A 23,012-nucleotide genomic window follows, 5' to 3' on the forward strand; every position below is an offset into this window, starting at 1 on the left:
GGAGACGCGAGATGACTGAGTTTTCCCAAATCGCGGCGGCGGTCATTGGCACCGGGTTCATCGGCACGGTCCACGTGCAGACATTGCGCCGCCTGGGGGTCCGGGTTGCCGGCGTGCTGGGGTCTACACCCGCGCGCGGCGCTGCGCGTGCAGGCGAAATCGGCGTTGAAAAGGCCTATGGTTCCCTCGACGAGCTGCTGTCGGACGAGAGCGTTGATGTCGTTCACGTGACCTCGCCGAACCAGTTGCACTACCCCCAGGTCAAGGCCGTGATCGCTGCAGGCAAACATGTGATCTGCGAAAAGCCGCTGGCCATGACAAGCGAACAATCGGCAAAAATGGCCGAACTGGCCAAGGCATCGGGAAAGGTCTGCGCGGTCTGTTACAACATCAGGTTCTATCCGCTGAACCAGCAGGCGCACGCAATGGTGGGAGCGGGCGATCTCGGCGATATTCGTTTCGTGACCGGGCACTATCACCAGGACTGGCTGGCCAAGGCGACCGACTGGAACTGGCGCCTGCAATCCGAGATCGGCGGTGCTCTCAGGTCCGTCGGCGACATCGGAACACACTGGGTGGACCTGACGAGCTTCATCACCGGGATGAAGGCGAGCGCCGTGTTCGCCGATCTTGTGACGTTCCTGCCTGAGCGTCAGCGCCCGAGCGGCCCGGTGGAGACGTTTTCAAGCGCAGAAGGCGCAACAGAAACGGTGCCGATTGATACCGACGACGCATCCGCGATCATTATCCGCTACGAAAACGGTGCCAGAGGTGTGGTCACCACTTCGCAGATCAATATCGGCCGCAAGAACTCCCTGCACTGGGACATTGCCGGAAGTACCGCCAGCGCGGCCTGGGACAGCGAGACGCCCGACCACCTGTTTGTCGGCCACCGGGATGCGCCCAACCAGACCCTGATGCGCGACTTCACCTTGATGAACGAGGCGGGGACACGCGCCGCGTCGCTGCCGCCCGGCCATGTCGAGGGGTTTGCCGACAGTTTCTTCGCGTTTTTCCGCGCTGTTTATTCCGATGTTGCGACGGGAAGCCGGAAAGCGGACAGCACCTGGGCCACGTTCGACGACGGTCACTACGAAATGCGCTTTTGCGACGCTGTTGTGAAATCGGCACGGCAGGGGCGCTGGGTGGATCTGGACGAGATTTGAGGGAACTGCAATGAAACTCGGACTGCTGACTGCACCATTCGAATCCGTTGACCTGATGGACGTCGCGGCCTGGTCCGGCGCGAACGGCTTCTCCGCCCTTGAAATCGCCTGCTGGCCGTCATCCGGCGGCGAACAGCGGCGTTATGCCGGAACCAGCCACATCAACGTGGATGGACTGGATGTCAATCAGGCGAAGGAGATCCGCGACAGTCTGGATGGACATGGGCTGGCAATTTCGGGCCTTGGCTATTACCCAAATCCGCTCCACGCCGACGCCGAGCACCGCGATGAGGTGATCGGGCATCTGAAGAAAGTCATCACCGCAGCGGGCCTCATGGGCGTGCCGGTCGTCAACACGTTTGTCGGCGGTGACAGAACCCTGACCATCGATGACAACTGGGAGCGGGCAATCGGGATCTTCACGCCGATTGTGGAGCACGCCCGGAATGCAGGCGTGCGGCTCTGTTTCGAAAACTGCCCCATGATCTTCAGCTATGACGAGTGGCCGGGCGGCCACAACATCGCATATTCACCGAGGATCTGGCGCCGGATCTTCGAGCAATGGGGCGACGCGGTCGGAATGAATTTCGACCCCTCGCACCTGATCTGGCAATTCATCGACCAGACGCGGTTTATCAAGGAGTTCGGTCCGCATATTGCCCACGTCCATGCCAAGGACCTGATGGTGGATCATGACGGACTTTACGAAAACGGTATCATGTCGGCCGGGATGGGCTGGCAGGTGCCGCGCCTGTGCGGGCTCGGCGATGTCGACTGGTCGAACTTCTTTTCCGGCCTCTATCGGGCCGGATATGATGGTCCGGTAATCATTGAACATGAGGACCGGCTGTTCGAAGGTACGGATGACAAGGTCAAGCGCGGGTTTCTTCTGGCGCGAGACGTTCTGCAACCGTTCATCAAATAGAAGGGCGAAGCGCCCCGTCAAATTCACACGACCGTTCACATGGGAGGAACTGGAAATGAAGAAACTGCTCGCAGGTGCGGCGGCCCTGGCCATCGCAGCGACGATGGCTCCGGCCGCATTCGCGGCCGACTACACCATCGGCGTATCAAACACCGTTCAGGGCAACGGCTGGCGCGAGGAAATGATTTGCGCCATGCGCGCACAAGCGCTTGTGGAAGAGGATGTCTCCAACCTGATCGTGGCGCATCGCAATACAGACTCCGCCGGTCAGCTTGAGGACATCAACAACCTGATCGAGGCAGGCGTCGACGCGATCGTTCTGAACCCTTCAAACCCCGACGCCCTGAACTCGGCACTGAATGCGGCCATGGAAAAGGGTATCGTGGTGGTTGCCGTTGACGCCGGTGTTACCGCCGACGGTGCGTATATCCTGTCCAACAACCAGGAGGAATACGCCTATCTCGGCGCGAAGTGGCTGTTCGAGCAACTGGGCGGCAAGGGTGACGTCGTCTACATGCGCGGAATAGCCGGTGTCTCGGCCGATACGGACCGCGACAACGGTTTCAAGCGTGCCGTCGCCGAACATCCCGACATCAATGTGGTGCACGAGGTTTTCACCGGCTGGCAACAGGACCAGGGCAAGCAGCAGATGTTCGACTTCCTGGCCACCGGCATTCCGTTCGACGGTGTCTGGACCTCCGGCATTGACAACGTGATTGTGGACGCCTTTGTCGAGTCCGGCGCGCCGCTGGTGCCGATCGTCGGCGCGGACAATGCCGGCTTCGTCCAGTATCTGACCGAAGTGGATGGTTTGACGGGTGCTGCTGTGACAAACCCCGGCTCCGTTGGAGGCGCGGGCATAGCGCTTGCAGTCGACATTCTGAACGGCAACCCCCCGGCTGAAAAGACGGTGCTGGTGAATCCGGTCCTTTGGGAAAACGCGTCCGATGAAGGCCGTGCCACGATCACTGCGGCGCAAAACCCGAACCTTGACCCCGAGTGGCCGGTTTCGGTCTCCGTACCGGGCTGGACCGACTACACGATGGATCAGATCATCGCCTGCAAAGGACCCGGCGACAGCTGATACCCGCGTTCCGAACACCCCGCCCAATTCCCTGGGCGGGGCCTTCCCCAACACCGATTCTTGAGCGCGCATGAGCGGAACCCAGTTACTTGATGCGACCGGCATCGCGAAAAACTTCGGCGCCGTCAGGGCGCTGACCGATGCCAGCCTGTGCGTTTCCGAAGGCGAGATCGTCGCGTTGATGGGAGCGAATGGAGCAGGCAAGTCAACCTTTGTCAAAATCATCACCGGGGCGCTTCGACCCGACACGGGCATGGTGCTGATACGCGGAAAGGAAGCACGGGTTGGAAGTCCTGCCGAAGCCCGGCGCTCGGGTCTCGTCCCGGTCTATCAGGAACCCTCGCTGATCCCCGATCTGCATGTTGCCGACAACCTGCGCCTGACGGATACGCCTGTCGATCCATTCATGCGATGGGTTGGCGAACTTGGTGTCGCAGACCTCGCATTGTCGGACATGATCGGCGACCTGCCGCTCGCAACTCTTCGCATCCTGGATTTGGCGCGCGCGCTCGCGAGCGAACCCGACGTGCTTCTCCTGGACGAGATGACGGCAGCCTTGCCGACCGATCTGGTCGAAAGGGTGCTGAAAGTGACCCGGGAGCAGGCCGACAAGGGCATGGGCGTGATTTACGTGTCCCATCGCTTCAGTGAAATTTCGGAATTGTGCGACCGGGCCTCGGTGTTGCGCGACGGGAAAACAGTCGGCGACCTCAAGATCGAAAGCGGAGTCGAACAACGCGCCGTGGAACTGATGCTGGGGCAAAAACTGGATCTTGGCGCCCGCGAAGTCATTGAGACGCACGCCGGCAAGGGGGAGACGCCGCGCATCAGGGTCCGCGAACTCGCGATAGCACCCAAGGTAAGCAACATCACGTTCGACCTGTTTCCCGGAGAAGTGCTGGGTGTGGTGGCGCTCGAAGGTCAGGGGCAGGACGAACTTTTCGAGTGCCTCGCCGGCTTCGTGCCGCCGTCCTCGGGCGCAATCGAGGTGAATGGAAAATCCGCCGGCTTTCGCCACCCTGCCGATGCCATCGCCGCTGGTGTGAAGTTCGTTCCGGGCGACCGCGCAGAAGCCCTGCTCGCCCAAAGGTCGGTTCGCGAAAACATCGCCCTGCCCTTCTCCGCCCGGATCGGCAACTGGGGCAATCTCAAGCTCCGGCGTGAAAGGGATCGCGTCGCTCATGCGATCGAAAGACTGCAGATCGATACGCGCGCCCAGGGAGAGGTTCAGAGGCTGTCGGGAGGAAATCAGCAGAAAGTGACCATCGGGCGATGGCTGGCCACCGGTGTCGAAACGCTGCTGCTGTTCGACCCGACCCGCGGCATCGACGTGCGCACAAAACGCCAGATCTACCCCCTGGTCCGGGAACTTGCCCAACAGGGTGCCTCGGTCCTTTTCTACACTTCCGAGCTTGAGGAAATTGCGCTGGCATGCGACCGCGCCGTGGTCATCTTCAACGGACGAGTCGTCGATGTGATCGACGCGGCAGATGCCGATGATCAGACGCTCCTGCATGCCGCCTACGGACTTAGCGCTCAAGAGGGGGCGGCGTGAACGAACTCTTAAGAAGGCATGCATGGGTCGCCGGGCTGGTCGCCCTGCTCGTGGTCCTGCTGGTGATCACAAAGCTGATCCAGCCGTCCTTCGGTGCGTCGGGGCTTGAAAGCATCGCGCGCGCGGCATTGCCTTTCGCCTTCGCCACAGCGGGCATGGCCGTCGTGGTCATCGTCGGCGGCATAGATCTGTCGGTTGCTTCGATGATGGCCGTCTGCGCAGTCACTGCCGCCGTCCTGATGGAAAAGATGTCCGGCGTGCCGGCCATCATGATCGTGCTCGCGCTTGGGCTGGCGATGGGACTGATCAACGGCGGCCTGATCGTGGTAACGCGTGTCCCGGACATCGTCGTGACACTCGCAATGCTCTTTGTCTGGGAAGGGGTCGCGCTGCTGATCCTCGAAACGCCGGGGGGATCAACTTCCGCCTGGCTGCAAGCAAGCATTCGCGGCAGCGTCGTCCCCGGGTTGCCAAATGCGCTCGTGATCATTGCTGCCTGCGTCGCCCTCGTGTGGATGCCGCTCCGGCGCTCACGGTTGGGGATTTCGATTTACGCAACCGGGTCGAATGAACTGGCGGCTTTCCGTTCCGGGGTCGACGTTGGCCGCACCAGGATCGCCGCTTATGGTGTCTGTGGTGTGTTTTGCGCTTTCGGCGGCCTCAGCTTGGCATCTCTCACCGGGATAGGCGAACCCGTCCCCGGACCTTACCTGATGGCGTCGGTCGCTGCCGTCGTCCTTGGCGGTGTTGTTCTTGGCGGAGGGCGCGGCGGACTGCTGGGCCCGATCATCGCTGTCCTCATCTTGCGGATCGTTCGCACGATCCTGACACTTCTGGCTGTCGATCCGAACGTCACGACCATCATTGAAGGCACGATCATGGTCTGTGTCGTGATGCTGGGCACGGCCGTGACCTTGCGGAGGGGCAGAAAATGAGCATGGCGACAACCGATCCGCCCCTGGTCCGCCTCGGGCGTTACCTGCGAGACAATCCCGTCATACCGCTGCTGGCATTCCTGTTTCTTCTGATCGCGACGCTGGAATTCATGCGGCCGGGCATCGTGACCCCCTTCCGCGCCGGCCGAGACGGTCTGATCTCTGCCTTCTGGGTGGGCAATCTGATCAAGTTCGCGATACCGCTCGCGATGCTCGCCGCCTGCCAGGTGCTGACAATGCTGACTGCGGGGATTGACCTGTCGGCAGGCATAATAGCGACTGTCGCGGCGTTTGTTTGCGCGACACTGAGCTCGATCTGGGGTGTCACGCCCGCGGTCCTGGTCGCCCTGTCCACCGGACTTGTCGTCGGGCTCGTCAACGGCATCGGTGTTGGCCTGGTCCGCGTGCACCCGCTGATCATGACGCTTGGAACAGGACTGATCGCCACCGGGTGCCTGCAGGTCTATCAGCGTCTCGTGATCAACGCCGGCTCCGAGATACCCGCCTTCCTTTCGTGGCTGGGAACCGGGCGCACGCTGTCAATGCCGAACGGGCTATTCCTGTTCGTCCCGTTTGCGCTGTTCATCTTCTGGGTTTTGCGCTTCACCGGGTTCGGCAGGTTGCTGTTCGCGCTTGGCTCCAACGAGAATGCCGCCAAGTTGTCTGGGGTGCGAGCGTGGCAGGTCTATGTCGCGCTTTACGTGCTTTCGGGCCTGATCGCGGCAATGGCGGGACTGCTCTATCTCGGCATGATACGCCAGACCTCGCTCAGCCTCGCGAACCCGCTTCTGCTGCCGTCCGTGGCTGCCGCCGTGATCGGAGGCACTTCCATTTTCGGCGGGCGAGGGAGCTTTGCCGGAGCCATCGTCGGGGCGCTCATCATTCGCGTGCTCGATACGATGCTGACCCTCATGCAGATGCCCGAAGGCGCACGGACCGTATTGTTCGGAGCGATCATTCTTGCCGTGACCGCAATCTATGTCAGGATTACCGGCAGCCGATAGGAGGACAGTTACATGTCGCGTTTTCGTGTTGCGGGAATCAGTTTCGACCACATGCACATGGGCGATCTTCTGCGGATGGTGCATGAGCATCCTGAAGCGGAGATTGCCGCCATCTTCGATCCCGATTGCGAAAAGATGCAGACCGCGATCGACACATTCGGCATTTCCGACGCCTGCGTGTTCGCAGACTTTGATGACTGTATGGCCGCCGGTCCTTACGACATGGCCCTGCTGTGCGCGGAAACGGCACGCCACGCTGAAATGACCGAGAAACTCGCGCCGCATGACCTTCACGTGTTTGTCGAAAAGCCGTTCGCTGCGTCGACTGACGACGCGCGGCGCATGATCGCGGCCATGGAGCCGACGGGCCGGCAGCTCATAATCAACTGGCCGCTGCGCTGGGTGGAAAGCCACGTCACGGCGAAAAGACTGATCGACGAGGGCCTGATAGGAGAGCTGCGCGAAGTCCATTTTTATGACGGCAATCGCGGTCCGCTGTATCATCTGGCCGACAAGGTCGAGGTCAGCCCTGAGGAGGTCGAGCGGCAGAAACCGGGGTCGTGGTGGTACAAAAAGGCCTCCGGAGGCGGGGCACTGTTGGACTATCTTGGCTATGGCGCGACGCTCGGCACCTGGTACATGGGCGGCGAGGCCCCCTTGGAGGTAACGTGCACGGTGGACGAGACACCCGGCATCGAGGTCGACCAGCATGCCATCGCCATTTGCCGCTATGCCCGCGGGCTGTCAAAGATGGAAACGCGCTGGGGAACGTTCACCGACCCGTGGACGACGCAGCCTCAACCCACCTGCGGGTTTGTGTTTGTGGGAACTGACGGCACGATTTCCTCTCCGGACTATGCCGCTCACGTCAGCGTCCAGACACGGGCACAGCCTGAGTGTCATGAGGTCGCCGTCGATCCGTTACCTGAAGGACAGCAAAACGCAATCCAGTACGTGATCGGCTGCATTCGGCGCGGCGAGCCGGTTGCCGGACCGCTGGCCCCTGCCCTTTGCCTCACTGCTCAGCGGATCGTGGACACGGCAGTGGCGTCGGCGTCCCAAAAGCGCACATTGGCGCTGCTGCCATGAGCAAGGATGCGGCCGACAGCGACACCTATGCCCTGAAATCGGATGCGCTGCCCGACATGGCCGCGCCGGAGGTGCCTTATCGCCCGCCGATGCCAAAAACCTACCGGCCGCGTATTGGCATGATCGGAACCGGGGGCATTTCAGGAACCCATCTCCAGGCCTATCGGACAGCCGGTTGGGAAGTGGCGGCGTTCTGGAACCGAAGCCGCGAAAAGGCCGAAGCGAAAGCGGCGGAATTTTACGGCGGCGCGCGCATCGAGGACGACTGGCAGTCACTGCTGGAAGCGGATGACATAGACATTGTCGACATCACCCTGCCAACCGAAATACGCGCGCCCGTGATCGAAGCGGCGCTGAAGTCGGGAAAACACGTTCTCTCCCAGAAACCCTTCGTCACCGATCTCGATACCGGAGAACGCCTGGTCGATCTTGCAGATGAACGCGGACTTCAGCTCGCCGTGAACCAGAATGGACGCTGGTCGCCGCATATGGCCTGGGTGCGCAATGCCTGCGCTCTCGGGCTGATCGGGGAGATCCTGTCGGTTCACAGCGCGATCCACTGGAACCATGGCTGGACCGCAGGCACGCCGTTCGACAGGATCGAAGACCTGATCCTCTTTGATTTCGGAATTCACTGGTTCGACTTCCTGTCGTCTCTCGTCGGCGACCGCGCCGAAAGCGTTTTTGCGGGTGCTGCACATGCACGCGGACAGGCAAACGAGGTGCCGCTGATGGCCCAGGCGCAAGTGCGGCTGGAGGGCGGGCAGGCCAGTCTGATATTCGACGGCGGCATCCCTCACGGACCTCGGGACACCACCTATGTCGGCGGGCGGATCGGCAGTCTTGTCTCGACCGGCGCCGACCTTGGCCGGCAGACGGTTACGCTGACAACGGAACAGGGTGTCGCGCGCCCGGTTCTGGAAGGTACCTGGTTCAACGATGGTTTCCGGGGTGCCATGGGCGACCTGCTCCGTGCGATCGAAGATGGCGGCGAACCCTCGGTTTCCGCACGCAGGAACCTGCACTCCCTCGCGCTCGTCTTTGCGGCAATCCAATCAAGAAAGACCGGGCGGGAAATCCGCGTCGGTGCCGTACGGAGCCTGGACGGCTGACGGCCTGCCCGCTGCTTGAGCGGGTGCCGGCCGGCTCGAATGCAACGCCCACGTTTGCAGGGTGGCCGGGATTGGTTGACGGGTCATTGGAACCGGGCCTATGTGTCCCGGTTTTTGCGGCGCCCTCAAGTCATACCGGACTGATCGTCCTGCTTGAACCGGTGTCGAAAAACGCCGTGCGTTCCATAGCAACGGAAAGACCGACGGTCTTGTTCGCCAGATCCACCGCGTGGGCGTCCAGTTCGGCGACCACGTGCGAGCCGCCTTGTGAAAAACTGCCATAGGTCCGCGACCCGGTCGGCTGAACAACCTCGATCGCTGCCTGGAACGATTGCGCAGGATCGTTGCTGCGCGAGAAGTGCTCGGGCCGCACACCCCAGAGATACTTTCCCTCTTTCAGAGCGGGATGCCCCTGCTGCGCCAAGTCGAAATTCATGGTCTGCCCGTCCGGGAGATGCAGGCGGCCACCAGCCACTGAAACCGGCAGGAAATTCATGGTTGGCGAGCCGAGGAAACCGGCGACAAAGGTGTTGGCGGGCTTTTCGAACAGTTCAAGAGGGGAACCCTGCTGCTCGATGGTTCCGCCGCGCAGGAGAACAATCCTGTCAGCAAGGGTCATCGCTTCGATCTGGTCATGCGTGACATAGATGAACGTCTTTCCAAGTTGTGTGTGCAGACGCTTGATTTCCTCGCGCATTCCGTCGCGCAGCTTGGCATCGAGGTTGGAAAGCGGTTCGTCGAAAAGATAAAGATCCGCATCACGCACGATGGCCCGCCCAATGGCCACCCGCTGGCGCTGACCGCCGGACAGCTCGCGCGGAAACCGTGAGAGATAGTCCCCGATATCAAGCAGCTCGGCAGCCCAGTTGACCTGTCGGTCTATCTCGGACTGCGCAGCCTTTCGGGCCCGAAGTCCGAAGGCGATGTTCTCGAATACATTGAGATAGGGGTAAAGAGCATAGCTCTGGAAAACCATGGCGATGTTGCGCTCGCGCGGCGCAAGACCGGCGATGGACCTGTTGCGCAAAACCATTTCGCCGGATGAGATTTCCTCAAGACCCGCGATGCTTCTGAGCAACGTGCTCTTGCCGCAGCCGGATGGTCCGACGAGCACAACGAACTCGCCCTCGGGAACGTGCAGGGTAATGTCTCTGACGGCATGGACCGTACCGTAGAACTTGTTGATCTGGCTGATGGTGAGATCCGACATTCCGCTATCCTTTGACTGCGCCCATGGAGATGCCCCGGACGATGAAGCGCTGCATGGTCCCAACAACGAAAATCATCGGCAAAACGCCCAACATGCTCATGGCCCCTATTTTCGACCAGAAGGTCGATTGCGAACCGAAATAGCCGGTCACCTTCACGGTATAGGTGACGACTTCCGATCCCGTTAGAACGAGCGCAAACAGAAACTCGTTCCAGGCGAAAATGAACGTGAAGACGGCGGTCGCGAACAATCCCCCGCGCGCCATGGGCATGACGACCTTCCACAGTACGGCCCAGCGCGACAGGCCGTCGACCATTGCGCTCTGTTCGAGTTCCAGCGGAATTTCCTGTAGGTACCCGCGCATCATCCAGGTGACATATGGGATGTTGAAGGCCGTGTAGAGCAGGATCAGCCCGGTATAGGTGTCGACGATCTGCCAGCTGACGAACAGAAGAAAGACAGGAAAAGCGATGCAGATCGGAGGGATCATTCGCTGCGATATGATCCAGATTGCCAGATTGTCACCACCGGTTCTGTAACGAACGATCGAATAGGCCGCGAGTGTGCCGAACAGCATCGCAAGCAGGGTCGAAACGCCGGCCGTCACGAGACTGTGCCAGACCGCCCAGGCGTCCCCGTCGCGGAACAATGTCACATAACTGGAGAGATCGAAGCCCTCCGGAATCCAGACCGGCGGGTATGCAAAAATCTCTTCCGGCGACTTTATCGAGATTGCAGCCAGCCAATAGATCGGAAAAATGAAAATGATGGCTGCGACTACAGCGATGGCTGTACGCAAAAAAAGCCGCCACCCCCTGTCCCAACGCCTCATCGTGCCACCTCCACGCGGCGCAACGCTGCCACGACGACAATTGTCAGCAGGAAGATGACCAGAAACGCAATGGCCGCCGAATAGCTGATTTCGAATTCACGGAATGCCGTCTGGTAGGCATAAATGGAGATTGTCTCCGTCCGCGTGCCCGGTCCGCCCTGTGTCATCGTCCAGATCACGTCGAAGACGCGGAACAGATCGAGAGCGCGGATAAGAACCGCGATGAACATGACAGGCGCGATGGCCGGCAGGATGATCTTCCTGAAGGTCATCCAACGCGACGCTCCATCTATCTCGGCGGCTTCGAGTTGCTCCTGGTCGACATTGGAAAGTGCCGCCAGCAGGATCAGGAACATGAACGGTGTCCATTGCCATATCTCGGCAATCAGGATTGCGGGCCAGACGAGAAGCGGATCGACCGTCCACAAGAGTTTGACCTCGCCGCCCGCGAGCCAGCTGATGATCTGGTTGATCGGCCCGAACCGCTGATCCAGCATCAGCCGCCAGGTCGAACCGGCGACGATCGGCGCGATCACCGTTGGCAGCAAGATGGTCGCGACGAGAAACTGCTTGAAAGGAAGTTTCTGAAGGAAAAGCAGCGCCAGCAAGTATCCCAGAACAAGTTCGATCGGCAGCGCCACAATCGTGAACAGGACCGTGTGCAACAGCGATTCCCAAAGGCGCGCATCCTCGAACAGCCGCTGATAGTGAATGAACCCCTGAAAGGTCCGGATGTCGTCGAACATGGTGATGTTCTGAAAGCTGACGACTAGGAGTTTTATAAACGGATACAAACCGATCAGCAGCAGCAGCAGGATCGCCGGTGCAATCAACAGGTACTTGAAGGTCCGCTGGCCCTGGCCGACGCTGATAGCCGCAGGCACCTTGTCCATGAACGCTTTTCCTCCCAAATGCCCGGGCCGCTGAGGAGCGGCCCGGTTTTTTGTCTCAGTTGGGGTATGCATTCGGCTTGCTTGCCCAGTCGACATACACCCGGCGCTGCTTTTCAGCGCCAATGCGCTCCGTCAGTTCATCCCACTGACCTACGAGATCATCGAGGATTGTCTGCGGATCGTCTCCACCCCACAGACGGGAGATCGCCTGACGAATGCCTTCCTCGTAACGATCCGTCTGGAGCAGCGAAAGATCAAGCAAACCGGATTCAGCGCCGGCTTTCAGCGTATCGAGATACTCGTCCGCGTTCGACCACCGGGAGCGGTATTCTTCGCTTGTAAAGTGGCTGTCCCGGAAGGGATCGCGCAGGGCAAAGGGCAGCTGTACGCGCTGGATGCTGATGTCCTCGCTGTTCATCCACTGGATGAAGAGGTAGGCGGCTTCCTTGTTCTTGCTGCCGGAGGCCACGCTGAGCGAAAACCCGACAGCCAGTTCCGGATTGTTGCCCGGCGGCAGTGCATAGCCGATCTTGTCCGCGACTTTTGTTTCCGGGATCCACGAGAGTGCTTCCGTTCCCTTGCCATAGCCGGCAGCCCAGCGGCCGACGGGCGGCCAGGAGACTGTCATCGCGATGTCACCGGCGAGAAACGCGTTGAACGCCTCGATAAAGCCCCACTGCTCAACACCGGCAGGCATCCATTTGTTTTCCTCCAGCATCTGGTTGAAGACCTTGAGCCCTGCTTCGCTGTTGACGGTGGCTTTCATCGTCTCTTCATCGAAGAACTTGCCGCCTTCCGTGCGGAAGCGCTCCTGGAACATGTACTGGGCGTTGCCCGGCTGGCGCAGCAACCCGGCACCGTAGACTTCGGGCGCATATTTGTCCGTCATGAACTGACCGATCTCGCCAAACTGTTCCCAGGTCTGCGGCGGGCCGAGATCATAGCCGTATCTGGCTTTGAATTCCGCCATAGTCTCAGGGTCTTCGAACAGGTCCTTGCGATAGTAGAGGATCAGCGTATCACCATCATCAGGGAAGCCGTAGATCTTGCCTTCAACCTTCATCTGATTGTCCCGGTAAACGGGTGCAATCATTTGCAATTCGTCTGCAAATCCGTATTTCTCGACAAAATCGTCAAGCGGTTCGAGCACACCGGCAAGGGCAAGATCCGGCATCTGGTTCGGCACGACGTTCAGGACATCATAGGCGCCGGAACCAGCCCGATGCGCCTGCATTGTCTTGGTGAATATCTCCGGCAGCGGCGACTCGATGACATTGACCTTGATGCCGGTCAGTTCCTCCCAAAGAGGTCCGGTGAACGTTTTTGGGTCCAGGGGCTGAAGCCCGGCCTCGTAGAGAACGTTGATCGTCGTTCCCGAATACTGCTTGGCCGCCTCAACGGCCCTGTCCGCCGCGCTTTGCGCGGCTGCCGGTACACTGCCTGCGAGTATCGCAACCGCTCCGGCTGCGCTGGCCAGAAACGCCCTTCGCGCTATCAAGATGCTTTTCATTGTCTCCTCCATTTGCTTACGGCGTTTCAGGCCGCCTCTTGCGGATCGCAAATCTCCTTCACAGACGCTTTCACCGCGTCCGGGTCGAAAATGCGGTCCAGCCAACCCTCCTTGAAAATGAGTGGTTTGGCCTTCTCGATGGCAAGCAACGCGCCATCGGAAAACTTACCTTCGGGAAAAACGCCGAAAGCGATTGCGAGTTCGATGTTGAGGTGGCCCAGCATGAAATCCATGGCCGCCTGCTCAGGGATGCCGCGCCGCACCGCCTCGTCGACGGCATCGCGCAGGGCGAGTGCCAGCGTCGCGCCGATCGTTTCGGAAAGCGCCGGTTCCAGTGTCGCCAGATGCTCGACCGAGCACCGGTGTGAGCGGTCTACCGGCGCATAGATCGTCCGTGCGACCGCCTCGCACATTTGATAATGCGCCTCCGGGCCCCGCATAAGCGCGCAGACGATGTGCTGGACGGCGTGGACGCCGCCAAAAAAATCCCGTTGCGCATTCGGATCCGTCTCGAAACCGAACAATGAGGGGTGACAGGGATGCGATATGAAAATGGTCACGTCATCACGGTCAGGCATCTCGCCGGCATGCGGTGCAGCCGCGTCCAGGACCATCAGCGCGGTCCCCGGCGCGACCTTGTCGATGATCTGGCCAGCCACGCTCCCGATGAGCCGGTCAGGCACAGCAAGGATGACAATTCCGGCGCTGGCGATCGCCGATTCCAGTTCGACGCAATCGACACCGACCTCCTGCCGGAGCCGGTCCCTGCCCTCGGGGGATATTTCCACATGGTCGACCAAGTAATCCGAGCTACGCAGGTTTTTCGCCAGTCTGACGCCCATTTTTCCGCCAGCGCCCAGCAACGCAATACGTGTCATCTTTTCCTCCTATATCCCGCCATTTTTCACCTGGCTGAAATAATCGCGCTCACCCATCTGCCCGCCCTTCAGCGCAATTTCGAATGTCGCGTTCGAAGGATCTGCCGGGTGGGCCGCGCAGATCGATGCACCGGGTGTAATGAGGGAAAGCGCAGTCAGCGCGCACACCCCAAGTTCTTTCGTTGCATGGCTGGAAGTATCGCCTCCGGCAATCACAGCGCGTCGTGTGCCTGTCCGTTCCATCAGCCTGCGCAGGAGCGTTCCGAGGCCGGAACCGACCGCAGCATTGATGTCCTGCAAAGACCGGCCGGAAGCCGTAACAGCCTCAAAAAATGAGACCGTTGCGGGATCTTCAGGACCCAGAGCCGTATAAATGAGTGGATCCTTGCCCGCGCAGATTGCGCCAAGCGCTTCATCAGACACTCTTGCAAGCTCATTTTCCCAGGCGAGCGTTTCAACAGCGCAGGCCGGGTCCATGCGCAATCCGGTAAAGCCATTTTCAGTCGCGTTTGAAATCTGATCGGCTGTCACCGGAGAACAGGAACCGGAAACCGCCACGAGCCTGTCCACCGGCTCCAGCCTTTCTCTCAACTCGCCGGCAGCGAGGAGGCCGCGGTCCTGCCAATAGGCGGTGAGCGCATATTCGACCCCCTGGGAGCCGACCGCGAGCAATTTTTCGCCGCGGTTTTTCCAGATTAGGCGTCCTGCTTCGATCAGGGATCTCTCGTCCAGCACGTCTATGGCGAGTAGCACTTTTCCCTTGGCGCGCTCTTCCTCAAAGGTGGATTGTCCGGTTCGGGAACTGACTGCCTCGATGTCGACAAGACCGATCGGAATCTGGGTTTGCTGCCGCAGATGCAGGCGAACATCCGCCTCGTGCATCGGTGTGACAGGGTGCTTGCTCATTGTCGGATGCCGGTCGAGCCTGAACGTGCTCTTCCCTGCGCGCGCGAACAGGTTGCCAAATGCCTGGTAGCGTCCGATCTGCGGCGCAGCCACGACGAGCGGATGCCAGGTACCACCAAGCACGGGTCCGGCGAGTTCAACCGCGCGCCCGACGGAACCGACGAACGGCGAGGAATCAAGGGTGGAACAGATTTTGTAGTGGTTGATCGGCGCATTGGTGGTCGCCATTGCTGCAAAGGCAGCCGGCAGATTGGTCTCCATCCAGTCCGGCGGATAGGAACGGGCCGCGCCCGCGATGCCGACACCGCGATACCCCTTGAACCGTTGCAACAGGGGTGCAGTCGGAATGTCGAGAAACAGAACCGCTGGAAGACCGGAGAATGTCAGCACCTCCATGACAGCCGCTGCACCGGTAAAGTCGTCACCGTACCAGGAGACGAGCGTGCCTTCGGGCAATTGCGCTTTCGCTTGAGCGGTCATGCCGAATAGGTCCCCAGGGCCTTTGCGAGTTCCGGGCGACCAGGCGCAAAGTCCGTTAAGGACGTGCCTTCCATCGCGGCCTGCCAGGCCTGTCTGAGGCTTGCGACACCTGCTGCCGGTCCGTCCGGGTGGCCCATGATGCCACCACCCGCTGCGTAGATTAGATCCGGCGAGTTCAGCGCGGCGAACGTAGCAGGCGCCTGCTTCGCGGATTGGCCCGAGGAAAAAACCGGCATCGCCACACACGGTTTTTCGTGGAAAATCGGCGTGAGGCAGGTCTTCGCCGACCGGATCACGCTCTCGTTTTCCTCGCAGAACTTGTTGTCCAGACCGTTGACATGCATATGGTCGGCACCGGCGAGCCGCCAGATTTTCTGCCAGGCCACATAGGACCAGCCGAGCATGGGATGCCGGGAAAGGTAGCCCCAGCCATTGCGGTGCGCATGAATCGGCAACTGACTGTGTTTTGCCAACTCAATCAGCCCGACCAGACCGATGGCGTTGAGGCTGACCATTATGCAGGTGCCGCCCAACGCAAGGGTTCTGTCATGCCGCCGGCGCATTTCGTCAAGCTCGCCGGTGACGTTCAGGGCGAACATCGGTTTCCGTGCGGTCCGCTCAGCGGTCTCGTTAACATGCCGGAGCACCGCTTCGGCGCGCGCATCGAAAGGACACACGCGGCCGTCGGACTGCAACTCATCGTCCTTGATAAAGTCGATACCCGCATCACACAGGGTGCGCGTCAGATCAGCCGTCGCCGCGACATCAAGGCCAATACTCGGTTTGATGATCGTGCCGATCAACGGCCGGTCGTGGACCCCGCTAAGGCGGCGCGTTCCTTCGATGCCGAATTTCGGTCCGGAGTACCTATCGGCAAAGGCCCAGGGCAGGCGGAGGTCGGTTATCCGCAATCCTGAAAACTGCTTGAGCTCGAATAGGTTGCCGGCTACGGTTGCCATCAGGTTCGGAAGCGATGGACCGATGTTGTCGAGCGGCCAGGACAAGGTAACGAGGGCACGCCGGACCACTCCATCGCCTCTTGCGGAACCCGGCAAGGAAGGCTGACCGTCGCATTCGATCAATTCAAGCTTTTCGACCCTCGCGGCAGACCGCTCTTTCAACTCCGCGGTTTCACCGGGCACGGAGAGAAAGGTCCCGGAAGACTGCTCCCCTGCCATCACGTCTACTGCGGCCTCCGGGTCAACGGCGGTTTCAATCCGATAGTCCGCTTCTATGCGTTCGACGGACGCGATTTCCGGATTGCCGGTCACGCTCTTGCTCCCGCTGCGGAGGCAAACAGAACGGTATAGGGCTCGACCTCGCATTCATCGGTATGGACGGGTTTGGCATTGGTCAGCCAATCGGGGTCGCGTACGGCTTCATCGAAGGATGACGGGTCAAGTCTTCGCACACCGGCGCTGGAGGGCAACCGCACAGACGCGGACCGATCACCGAGATTGGCAATCATCATGTCCCAGTCACTGCGCGTGCCGGCCGCAACCGCACGAAGTCCCCGCGGCAAACCGTGGACGCCCTGCCTCTGACGACTGCCCATGCGCGCCGCCATGCGGACAACGTGGAAGATCGGGTAAACGAGAGCATCCGTGTGCGCATCAAAATAGGCGCTCTCCACCGGAAGCTTTTGCGCAATGATGCCGAACGGGCCCGCAGGCGCTGCAAGCGCCAAGCTCTCCACGGGATATCCTTGTGTTGCGTTCAGTACGCCGACCGCAAACGCGGCTGCAAAAATTCCCTGTTGGCGCGGATCAAACCGGGCCATGGTCTGGCGCACCTGACCTGGGTTTTCGGCAACATCAGCACCGTATGGATTGGAGCGCATGCCAATCGTTGCAAGACTGAGCCGGTATGGTCTCCCCGCAGCCATGTTGATTGCGCTTTCAAACACGTGCGAAAGCGCCTCGATCGTCTCGCAGACCGAGCGATCGTCTGCGGCATGCACAATTGCGGTCATTCCGTGACCGATGAAATCGCACAATTCCGGCCGGGGCGGACAGCGGTTGAATTCCGTGAAGTTCGTGAGCGCTCCACCGCCGATCAGTGCCGAACCGAAGACCTTCCGCGCAGCCTTGACGCAATCGTCCGGGCGGGGTCCGTCCGGCCACGGGCCGGTTGGCTGATGACTTTTCAGATATGGTTCGGCCACGGACAACACCCGGACCGGCTCAATTCCCAAGCCGTCCAGCAGGGCCCTGATCTGACTGAAATGAACTTGCGGATCCGTGCCTTCCGGAACGACGACTTCAAGATCGAATTCTGTCTCGAGGTGCCGGCTTGTCCGTGCGGCCTGTTCGAGAAAGGCAGTGTCGATTGACGGGCCGACCCTCACCTGAATTGCGCCTATGCCGGTTTTTTCCAGTGCCCGACGGCGATCAATCACAGGGAGCCAGCCAGGTTCCGCCGCAAGCGCTATCTTGGGCATGGTTCCGTCCGGTTCAAAGGTGACGCGCGCGGTATCCGACGACGCAGCGCCGGGGCCATCCCCCGAAAACGATATCCGGATCGACTGGCGAACGGTCTCGCCCCCGCCGATCCGATAGGTGAATGGAAAGACGAGCGGGCGGCAGTAGGTCTTGAAGGATGCATCCGTCCAGTTGCGCTGGTCCTCCATTTCGAAGATTTCACCATCGAAGGCGATGTCGACGGCAGTCCCATTCAACGCATAACTGAGGCCCGAAATGTCGAACGCCGGCTGGGACGGCGAAATGAAACGCGGGAACTTCGTTTGCTGCCGACTGCCGTCGGAGTGAACGATGGCAAGGCTTTCACCGGCAACGCCCTCAATCGGGTGAAGCAGCGTGAAGCCTGTGCGATTGGTGTCGAAGTCCCGCTTGGCGTTCATCGTCAGATCCGCCTCGACGGAACCTGCCGCTGAAAAGGCCACAGTCAACAGGCAACTCAATGCGCCCTCGGCGACCTCGAATTCCAGGCGCAGGAGCGCTTCGTGTTCATTTGCATCAAGACTGGAAGACCTGACGATCTGCGGCAGCGTGATCCAGTTTTCGTCCCGCGCGGGCCAGCTCAAGGCACGTATGACTTCCACGCCCTTCCAGGACATGCACCGAATGGCGTCACCATCGATGAGAAACGAGAGGTCCCCCACGGCAACCCTCCGTGCGGTGTCCGCACGGTCGACCGTTCCGAACAAGGCTATGCGGGCTGTATCGCCTTGCATGCCACCCTCCCAATTTCTTCTTATGGGTTAATGATTATACCAGTTTGAGAAAAGCGTCAATATCGCGGCAGCAACCTTGCAGGGCGCTGGCGTTGACTACGATTGACTGTGAGGAAGAGACTTGCCAGAACGCCCCGGCACCGTTATTCGGATTGATCGGAGAAATCGTCGTGGCTGCGATGGTATAGAGCATTGGCGCGATTGAGATGATCGGTCATTGCCTTGGCCGCCCGCACTTCATCGCGATCCGCAATCGCCTCTATGATGTCCCGATGCTCCTTGATCGTCAGTTTTTCCAGCCCGGGCTTGCGAACCAGATCAATGTGGAAATGCGCAAGCCATCCAAACATTGCTTCACTCAGCGACGAAAAAATCGGATTGCCGGATATCTCGGCGATAGCCCGGTGAAAGGCACCGTCACACTCCAGGAACAAGTCAGATTCACTGCTTGATTGCTCCTGTTTATCAACTATTTGCACCAGCTTCGAAATGTCATCCGGATGCCTTTTCTCCGCAGCAATCCGGGCCATTTGTATCTCGAAAACGATACGCGCCTCTTTCAGATGCGCAAGATCCGCTGGCGAGTGCCGCAACAAGTGCCGCATCGTGTCGCCCAACTGGTCGACCGTCTTGTTCAGTGAAGGTTCTGCGACCTTGGGCCGCTCGCCGTGCCGGATTTCGATGAGCCCCATGCGCGCAAGATTTTGCATCGCCTCCCTGATGGCGGGACGGCCGACGGAATAGGCGCGCATCAACTCCCTTTCGGAAGGCAGCAGATCACCTGGTGCATAGTCAGGACCGCGGATGATCTCCAGCAACCGGTCCTGAACGTCATCGGAAAGCTTCCGCCGCTTGATGGGTGTAGTTGGTGTACTCATTACATCTCTTTTTGCCGAATTGGCCAGATTTTGCAAGAGAGCGCTCGCAATAGATGGACCCAAATTCAAGGAAAACCATGCCGCCAAAACCCATAACGGGGTTCACAGACAGACCGGCCGGAGCGCCCTGAAGACTATGGAGACACTGAAAGACTTCTTTCTTATGTGCGCCAGGCGGTATTCGCAGTCAAAACACCTCTGGTCAGAACGTGTCGTTCAAAGCGCGGCGGCTTCGTTCACAAGCGGAGTGTGAAACTGTCTGAGGAAACACGCAGGCAAAGGCAAGAGGGTGATCTTGACGAGAATGCCGCGCTTTGCGGTCGTGCGCCACCGGTCCTGCCCGGAACGACCACCCCATGGGCAACCGGCGCGACCAGCAATGAAACGTCTCAAGACGCAACTGCATGGCCTTGGTGTAGCAGCGTGGAGGAACGGGACCCGCTAAAGACGTTTCTCAGGCTTTCGGATCAGACCGCGCATGTTTGCCGGGGTTCCTACTGCGCTGCGTCCAGCGCACCGTCAAAGTGACCGTGCATGAGTTCACGGTCGCTCAGCGCATCATCACCAAGCGCTGCGTTGCGGTCGAGCACGGCAATCTGGCGATCGATTTCCTTCACCACATACCGGGAGAATGTTCCAAGGTGAACGTAAAGCGTCATGAACAGCACAACCATTTTGAGGCTGCGCGGTTGCTTGCGCAGGAAGTACCAGATCATGGACCAGAAGCTGCCGCGCATTTCGGGGTGCTGTGTGGTCACCCGCCAGGCAAGTTTGGAGAACTGGACCGCATCTTTTTTCATTACGCCCCAATTCATTCTGTGGGGGTGATTGTATTCGAGTGTCTCGGCCATGCGCTTGACGCGATCAACAAACGCATCCTGCGCATATATGGTTTCGATGATATCGCGGTAGTCTTGCAGGATGTCGCGTCTTGGCCGAAGCGTATCGAAGTTGAGGCCAGCGGTACACTGATCGCCAACACCAGCCTCGGTAGCGTCTTCCAGCATGACGTGGCTTTCGGAATAGAGGCGCTGTTCCTCACTCAGCCGACGTGACAACTGGGTATTGTTGAGAGCATACAGGAGACCCGCCATGCTGACGGCGATCTTGGTGTCATGGATCAGTTGCGTCGTTGGTCCGTAAACGCTGCCCTTTTCGGTATCAAATCCGATAATGAAACCCGCGACGACCGATATGCCGGCTCTGTAAATGTCGTCGATACTGTCCGGAATGGAGCGCCGGGTGTTTTGCTTCTTGCGCGCCGCCGCGAGCGTCTCCTCATCAGAGCTTTCAATGCCGACGAAGACGACAAAGAAGGCGGCCTCGGACATGAGGTCCAGCAACTTTCGATCGTCGGAGAGATTGATCGAAGCTTCCGTAGAAAACTCAAACGGAAAATTCCGCTCCTTTTGCCATCTGATCAGCTCCGGCAGGAACAGCTTCACCGCCTTCTTGTTTCCAATCAGGTTGTCGTCGACGAAGTCGACATGACCGCGATAGCCGGAGTCATAGAGCGCCTGAAGTTCGCTCAGCATTTGCTCATTGGTCTTCATCCGCGGACGCCGACCATAAAGTTCAATGATATCGCAAAACTCACAAGTGAACGGACAGCCACGCGAATACTGAACGCCTATGTGGAGATAGTTTTCCATTTTCAGGAGATCGAAGCGTGGCATCGGCGTCTTGGTGACGTCTATCTTGAACAGTTCCGCTTTGAACCGGCCGCTTTCATCACCGCGTTCAAACGCCTCGATGAAATCGTCCATGATTTCCTCGACTTCACCCATCACCAGGAAGTCGGCGATGTCATAGCAATCCGGGCTTGACGTTGGGTCCGGACCACCCATGACGACCTTCTTGCCGCGCGATTGCGCCAATTTCACAGTCTGCAGGGCGTCCAGTTGCTGCGGCAACATCGATCCGATCATGACAATGTCGGCCCAATCGATGTCTTCGTCGGTGAGCGTTTCGCAGTTACGATCAACCAGGCGCGGGGTCCAGTGAGCCGGCAACATGGCGGCGACAGTGATCAATCCAAGCGGAGATGCGGGGTATTTGGCGTCAACTATTTCGCAGGCTACGCTGTAGTTCCAGAACGAATTCGCATTGAACTTGGGGTGCACCAACAGCGCATTTACAGGTTTTTTCATTATTGCCCTCAACCTCCAGCGCCTTGAAGCCTCTCAGTGGATACCTGCAACAAGTCCAACGCGGCGCAGGATTAAATGGCGCGATATCTCAGGTCACCTGCACATACTCATTAGCACCATTTTCACGAGGCCGCAAAACGGGACTCCGGTTGAACCGGCCCTTTCAGGAACGTGACCGGCAGAACTTGTGCTCTCCGAGTTTCTGCCCGATAAGGCACGCTCACTTGACGGCAACACACGCCGCGCCGCAGCGGTTCGGGACAGCAATGATCAGCAGCAGCCTCCTGGCAACAAGACCAAAGACCCTTGCGATTGTCGGTAACGGACCGGTCACGGCCCTCGACGCACCCAAGATCGACGAAGCCGATCTTGTCTTGCGGTTCAACGGCGCACGTGCCTGCGGCGCTGCCGGGCAAAGGGTCGACATCCTCCTGCTTAATCGTGCCCGGGTCTACATGAGCAAGCGAATCAATCCGGTCGCCCTGCATCGGGCCAAGGAGGTCTGGGTCAACGACACGGAAACAAACGGGCAGGTCGACTGGCTCTTCGACCGGGAATGCAAAGCGTACTACCTGGGACTCGAGCCGAACGAGAAGGCCCGCAAGCAGCTGGAGAAGTACGATCCGTTTCTGAAAAGCAATCCGACCACCGGCGCGGCCATCGTCGCGGAATTCCTGGACAGCCTCACGGGGACTGAGCTGCACCTGTTCGGCTTCACGCATCAGGGCAAACAGCACACACACGACTGGGACGCGGAAAAGAGGTGGTTCGCCGATCTGATCGCGAACGGTGCCCTTGTCTCCCATTCTTCGAATGGCCCGCCGGCGCGCCGCAGTCTGACAGGGTCCGCCGCCTATTGCGCACGCTTCGCGGAAAAGCGGGTGAAACATTACGTCTTCAACAGGCTGCTGCACTCCGGCAAAGCGACCAAGCGCAGAATTTTTGGCGTCGACGCCCGCGGCTGATTTTCTCCACACCATGTTCGAGCCGGGCTTGCCGGTGATCAATGCCGAGGATCTCTTGACAGGCTATCCTGCCGACTTTAAGCCAATTTAAACTATACATTAAGTCCCGGGTCATTTTCGTGCTTTTCGATTTCAACGACAGTCGTCACAAATATAGAGAAGTATTCGATGAGTTTCCTGAAATTGAAAACTTTGATTTCCGCTTCACAAAATGCTCCTGCGGAAGCACAAAGTCATTTGTTGTTTC

At 59.5% G+C, this 23,012-nt stretch carries 19 protein-coding genes; 9 read left to right on the top strand and 10 right to left on the bottom strand.

Going from position 1 to position 23,012, the window contains the following annotated elements; genetic code table 11:
• Positions 1-11: 11 nt before the first annotated feature.
• From RDA78_RS01915 to RDA78_RS01950, 8 genes are all read left to right on the top strand, one after another.
• Positions 12-1,166 carry a Gfo/Idh/MocA family protein gene (locus RDA78_RS01915; protein WP_434053686.1) on the top strand — a complete coding sequence of 385 codons (1,155 nt, stop codon included), beginning with the start codon at positions 12-14 and terminating at the stop codon, positions 1,164-1,166.
• Between the two features lie 10 nt (positions 1,167-1,176).
• Complete coding sequence (locus RDA78_RS01920; protein ID WP_434053687.1) at positions 1,177-2,091, top strand: sugar phosphate isomerase/epimerase family protein; 915 nt, start codon at positions 1,177-1,179, stop codon at positions 2,089-2,091.
• Positions 2,092-2,146: 55 nt separating this feature from the next.
• Positions 2,147-3,175, top strand: coding sequence for an ABC transporter substrate-binding protein (locus RDA78_RS01925; protein WP_434053688.1), 1,029 nt, complete (start codon positions 2,147-2,149; stop codon positions 3,173-3,175).
• 70 nt (positions 3,176-3,245) lie between these two features.
• Positions 3,246-4,730 carry a sugar ABC transporter ATP-binding protein gene (locus RDA78_RS01930; protein WP_434053689.1) on the top strand — a complete coding sequence of 495 codons (1,485 nt, stop codon included), beginning with the start codon at positions 3,246-3,248 and terminating at the stop codon, positions 4,728-4,730.
• Positions 4,727-5,665, top strand: a complete 939-nt coding sequence (locus tag RDA78_RS01935) for an ABC transporter permease (protein ID WP_434053690.1) — start codon at positions 4,727-4,729, stop codon at positions 5,663-5,665. The genes RDA78_RS01930 and RDA78_RS01935 overlap by 4 nt, the downstream gene beginning before the upstream one ends.
• Positions 5,662-6,669 carry an ABC transporter permease gene (locus tag RDA78_RS01940; RefSeq protein WP_434053691.1) on the top strand — a complete coding sequence of 336 codons (1,008 nt, stop codon included), beginning with the start codon at positions 5,662-5,664 and terminating at the stop codon, positions 6,667-6,669. The genes RDA78_RS01935 and RDA78_RS01940 overlap by 4 nt, the downstream gene beginning before the upstream one ends.
• 12 nt (positions 6,670-6,681) lie before the next feature.
• Positions 6,682-7,758, top strand: a complete 1,077-nt coding sequence (locus RDA78_RS01945) for a Gfo/Idh/MocA family protein (protein ID WP_434053692.1) — start codon at positions 6,682-6,684, stop codon at positions 7,756-7,758.
• The gene (locus tag RDA78_RS01950; protein ID WP_434053693.1) at positions 7,755-8,870 is read left to right on the top strand and encodes a Gfo/Idh/MocA family protein; all 1,116 of its coding nucleotides are present in this window, start codon (positions 7,755-7,757) and stop codon (positions 8,868-8,870) included. Before RDA78_RS01945 ends, RDA78_RS01950 begins: the two co-directional genes overlap by 4 nt.
• 130 nt (positions 8,871-9,000) lie before the next feature.
• Here RDA78_RS01950 and RDA78_RS01955 read toward each other — a convergent pair whose 3' ends face one another.
• The 10 genes from RDA78_RS01955 to RDA78_RS02000 form a co-directional block, all read right to left on the bottom strand.
• Positions 9,001-10,080: an ABC transporter ATP-binding protein gene (locus tag RDA78_RS01955; protein ID WP_434053694.1), complete on the bottom strand. Its 1,080-nt coding sequence runs from the start codon at positions 10,078-10,080 to the stop codon at positions 9,001-9,003.
• A 4-nt stretch (positions 10,081-10,084) separates the two neighbouring features.
• Positions 10,085-10,879, bottom strand: coding sequence for a carbohydrate ABC transporter permease (locus RDA78_RS01960; RefSeq protein WP_434053695.1), 795 nt, complete (start codon positions 10,877-10,879; stop codon positions 10,085-10,087).
• A 29-nt stretch (positions 10,880-10,908) separates the two neighbouring features.
• Positions 10,909-11,805 (bottom strand): carbohydrate ABC transporter permease, encoded by an 897-nt coding sequence (locus RDA78_RS01965; protein WP_434053696.1) that lies wholly within the window; start codon positions 11,803-11,805, stop codon positions 10,909-10,911.
• Between the two features lie 55 nt (positions 11,806-11,860).
• Positions 11,861-13,315: an ABC transporter substrate-binding protein gene (locus RDA78_RS01970; protein ID WP_434053697.1), complete on the bottom strand. Its 1,455-nt coding sequence runs from the start codon at positions 13,313-13,315 to the stop codon at positions 11,861-11,863.
• Between the two features lie 26 nt (positions 13,316-13,341).
• Positions 13,342-14,193, bottom strand: a complete 852-nt coding sequence (locus tag RDA78_RS01975) for a phosphogluconate dehydrogenase C-terminal domain-containing protein (RefSeq protein WP_434053698.1) — start codon at positions 14,191-14,193, stop codon at positions 13,342-13,344.
• A gap of 9 nt (positions 14,194-14,202) precedes the next feature.
• On the bottom strand, positions 14,203-15,579 hold the full coding sequence (locus RDA78_RS01980) for a four-carbon acid sugar kinase family protein (protein WP_434053699.1): 1,377 nt from the start codon (positions 15,577-15,579) through the stop codon (positions 14,203-14,205).
• A complete protein-coding gene (locus RDA78_RS01985; protein WP_434053700.1) occupies positions 15,576-16,850 on the bottom strand; it encodes a ribulose-bisphosphate carboxylase large subunit family protein in 1,275 nt (424 codons plus the stop codon). Before RDA78_RS01985 ends, RDA78_RS01980 begins: the two co-directional genes overlap by 4 nt.
• Positions 16,847-18,772, bottom strand: coding sequence for a hypothetical protein (locus tag RDA78_RS01990; protein ID WP_434053701.1), 1,926 nt, complete (start codon positions 18,770-18,772; stop codon positions 16,847-16,849). Before RDA78_RS01990 ends, RDA78_RS01985 begins: the two co-directional genes overlap by 4 nt.
• 143 nt (positions 18,773-18,915) lie before the next feature.
• On the bottom strand, positions 18,916-19,650 hold the full coding sequence (gene nanR, locus RDA78_RS01995; protein ID WP_434053702.1) for a transcriptional regulator NanR: 735 nt from the start codon (positions 19,648-19,650) through the stop codon (positions 18,916-18,918).
• Between the two features lie 494 nt (positions 19,651-20,144).
• A complete protein-coding gene (locus RDA78_RS02000) occupies positions 20,145-21,800 on the bottom strand; it encodes a B12-binding domain-containing radical SAM protein (RefSeq protein ID WP_434053703.1) in 1,656 nt (551 codons plus the stop codon).
• 266 nt (positions 21,801-22,066) lie between these two features.
• Here RDA78_RS02000 and RDA78_RS02005 point away from each other — a divergent pair, with 266 nt between their 5' ends.
• Complete coding sequence (locus RDA78_RS02005; RefSeq protein ID WP_434053704.1) at positions 22,067-22,765, top strand: hypothetical protein; 699 nt, start codon at positions 22,067-22,069, stop codon at positions 22,763-22,765.
• Positions 22,766-23,012 lie beyond the last annotated feature (247 nt).

Source organism: Roseibium sp. (assembly GCF_051016195.1).
GTDB lineage: Bacteria > Pseudomonadota > Alphaproteobacteria > Rhizobiales > Stappiaceae > Roseibium.

What these genes read in the sequence shown, in the direction of transcription:
- RDA78_RS01965 (WP_434053696.1), bottom strand. Translation starts at nt 11,805, where the DNA reads ATGGACAAGGTGCCTGCGGCTATCAGCGTCGGCCAGGGCCAGCGGACC.
- RDA78_RS01975 (WP_434053698.1), bottom strand. Translation starts at nt 14,193, where the DNA reads ATGACACGTATTGCGTTGCTGGGCGCTGGCGGAAAAATGGGCGTCAGA.
- RDA78_RS02000 (WP_434053703.1), bottom strand. Translation starts at nt 21,800, where the DNA reads ATGAAAAAACCTGTAAATGCGCTGTTGGTGCACCCCAAGTTCAATGCG.
- nanR (WP_434053702.1), bottom strand. Translation starts at nt 19,650, where the DNA reads ATGAGTACACCAACTACACCCATCAAGCGGCGGAAGCTTTCCGATGAC.
- RDA78_RS01945 (WP_434053692.1), top strand. Translation starts at nt 6,682, where the DNA reads ATGTCGCGTTTTCGTGTTGCGGGAATCAGTTTCGACCACATGCACATG.
- RDA78_RS01930 (WP_434053689.1), top strand. Translation starts at nt 3,246, where the DNA reads ATGAGCGGAACCCAGTTACTTGATGCGACCGGCATCGCGAAAAACTTC.
- RDA78_RS01925 (WP_434053688.1), top strand. Translation starts at nt 2,147, where the DNA reads ATGAAGAAACTGCTCGCAGGTGCGGCGGCCCTGGCCATCGCAGCGACG.
- RDA78_RS01990 (WP_434053701.1), bottom strand. Translation starts at nt 18,772, where the DNA reads ATGCAAGGCGATACAGCCCGCATAGCCTTGTTCGGAACGGTCGACCGT.
- RDA78_RS01915 (WP_434053686.1), top strand. Translation starts at nt 12, where the DNA reads ATGACTGAGTTTTCCCAAATCGCGGCGGCGGTCATTGGCACCGGGTTC.
- RDA78_RS01940 (WP_434053691.1), top strand. Translation starts at nt 5,662, where the DNA reads ATGAGCATGGCGACAACCGATCCGCCCCTGGTCCGCCTCGGGCGTTAC.
- RDA78_RS01955 (WP_434053694.1), bottom strand. Translation starts at nt 10,080, where the DNA reads ATGTCGGATCTCACCATCAGCCAGATCAACAAGTTCTACGGTACGGTC.
- RDA78_RS01980 (WP_434053699.1), bottom strand. Translation starts at nt 15,579, where the DNA reads ATGACCGCTCAAGCGAAAGCGCAATTGCCCGAAGGCACGCTCGTCTCC.
- RDA78_RS01920 (WP_434053687.1), top strand. Translation starts at nt 1,177, where the DNA reads ATGAAACTCGGACTGCTGACTGCACCATTCGAATCCGTTGACCTGATG.
- RDA78_RS01950 (WP_434053693.1), top strand. Translation starts at nt 7,755, where the DNA reads ATGAGCAAGGATGCGGCCGACAGCGACACCTATGCCCTGAAATCGGAT.
- RDA78_RS01970 (WP_434053697.1), bottom strand. Translation starts at nt 13,315, where the DNA reads ATGAAAAGCATCTTGATAGCGCGAAGGGCGTTTCTGGCCAGCGCAGCC.
- RDA78_RS02005 (WP_434053704.1), top strand. Translation starts at nt 22,067, where the DNA reads ATGATCAGCAGCAGCCTCCTGGCAACAAGACCAAAGACCCTTGCGATT.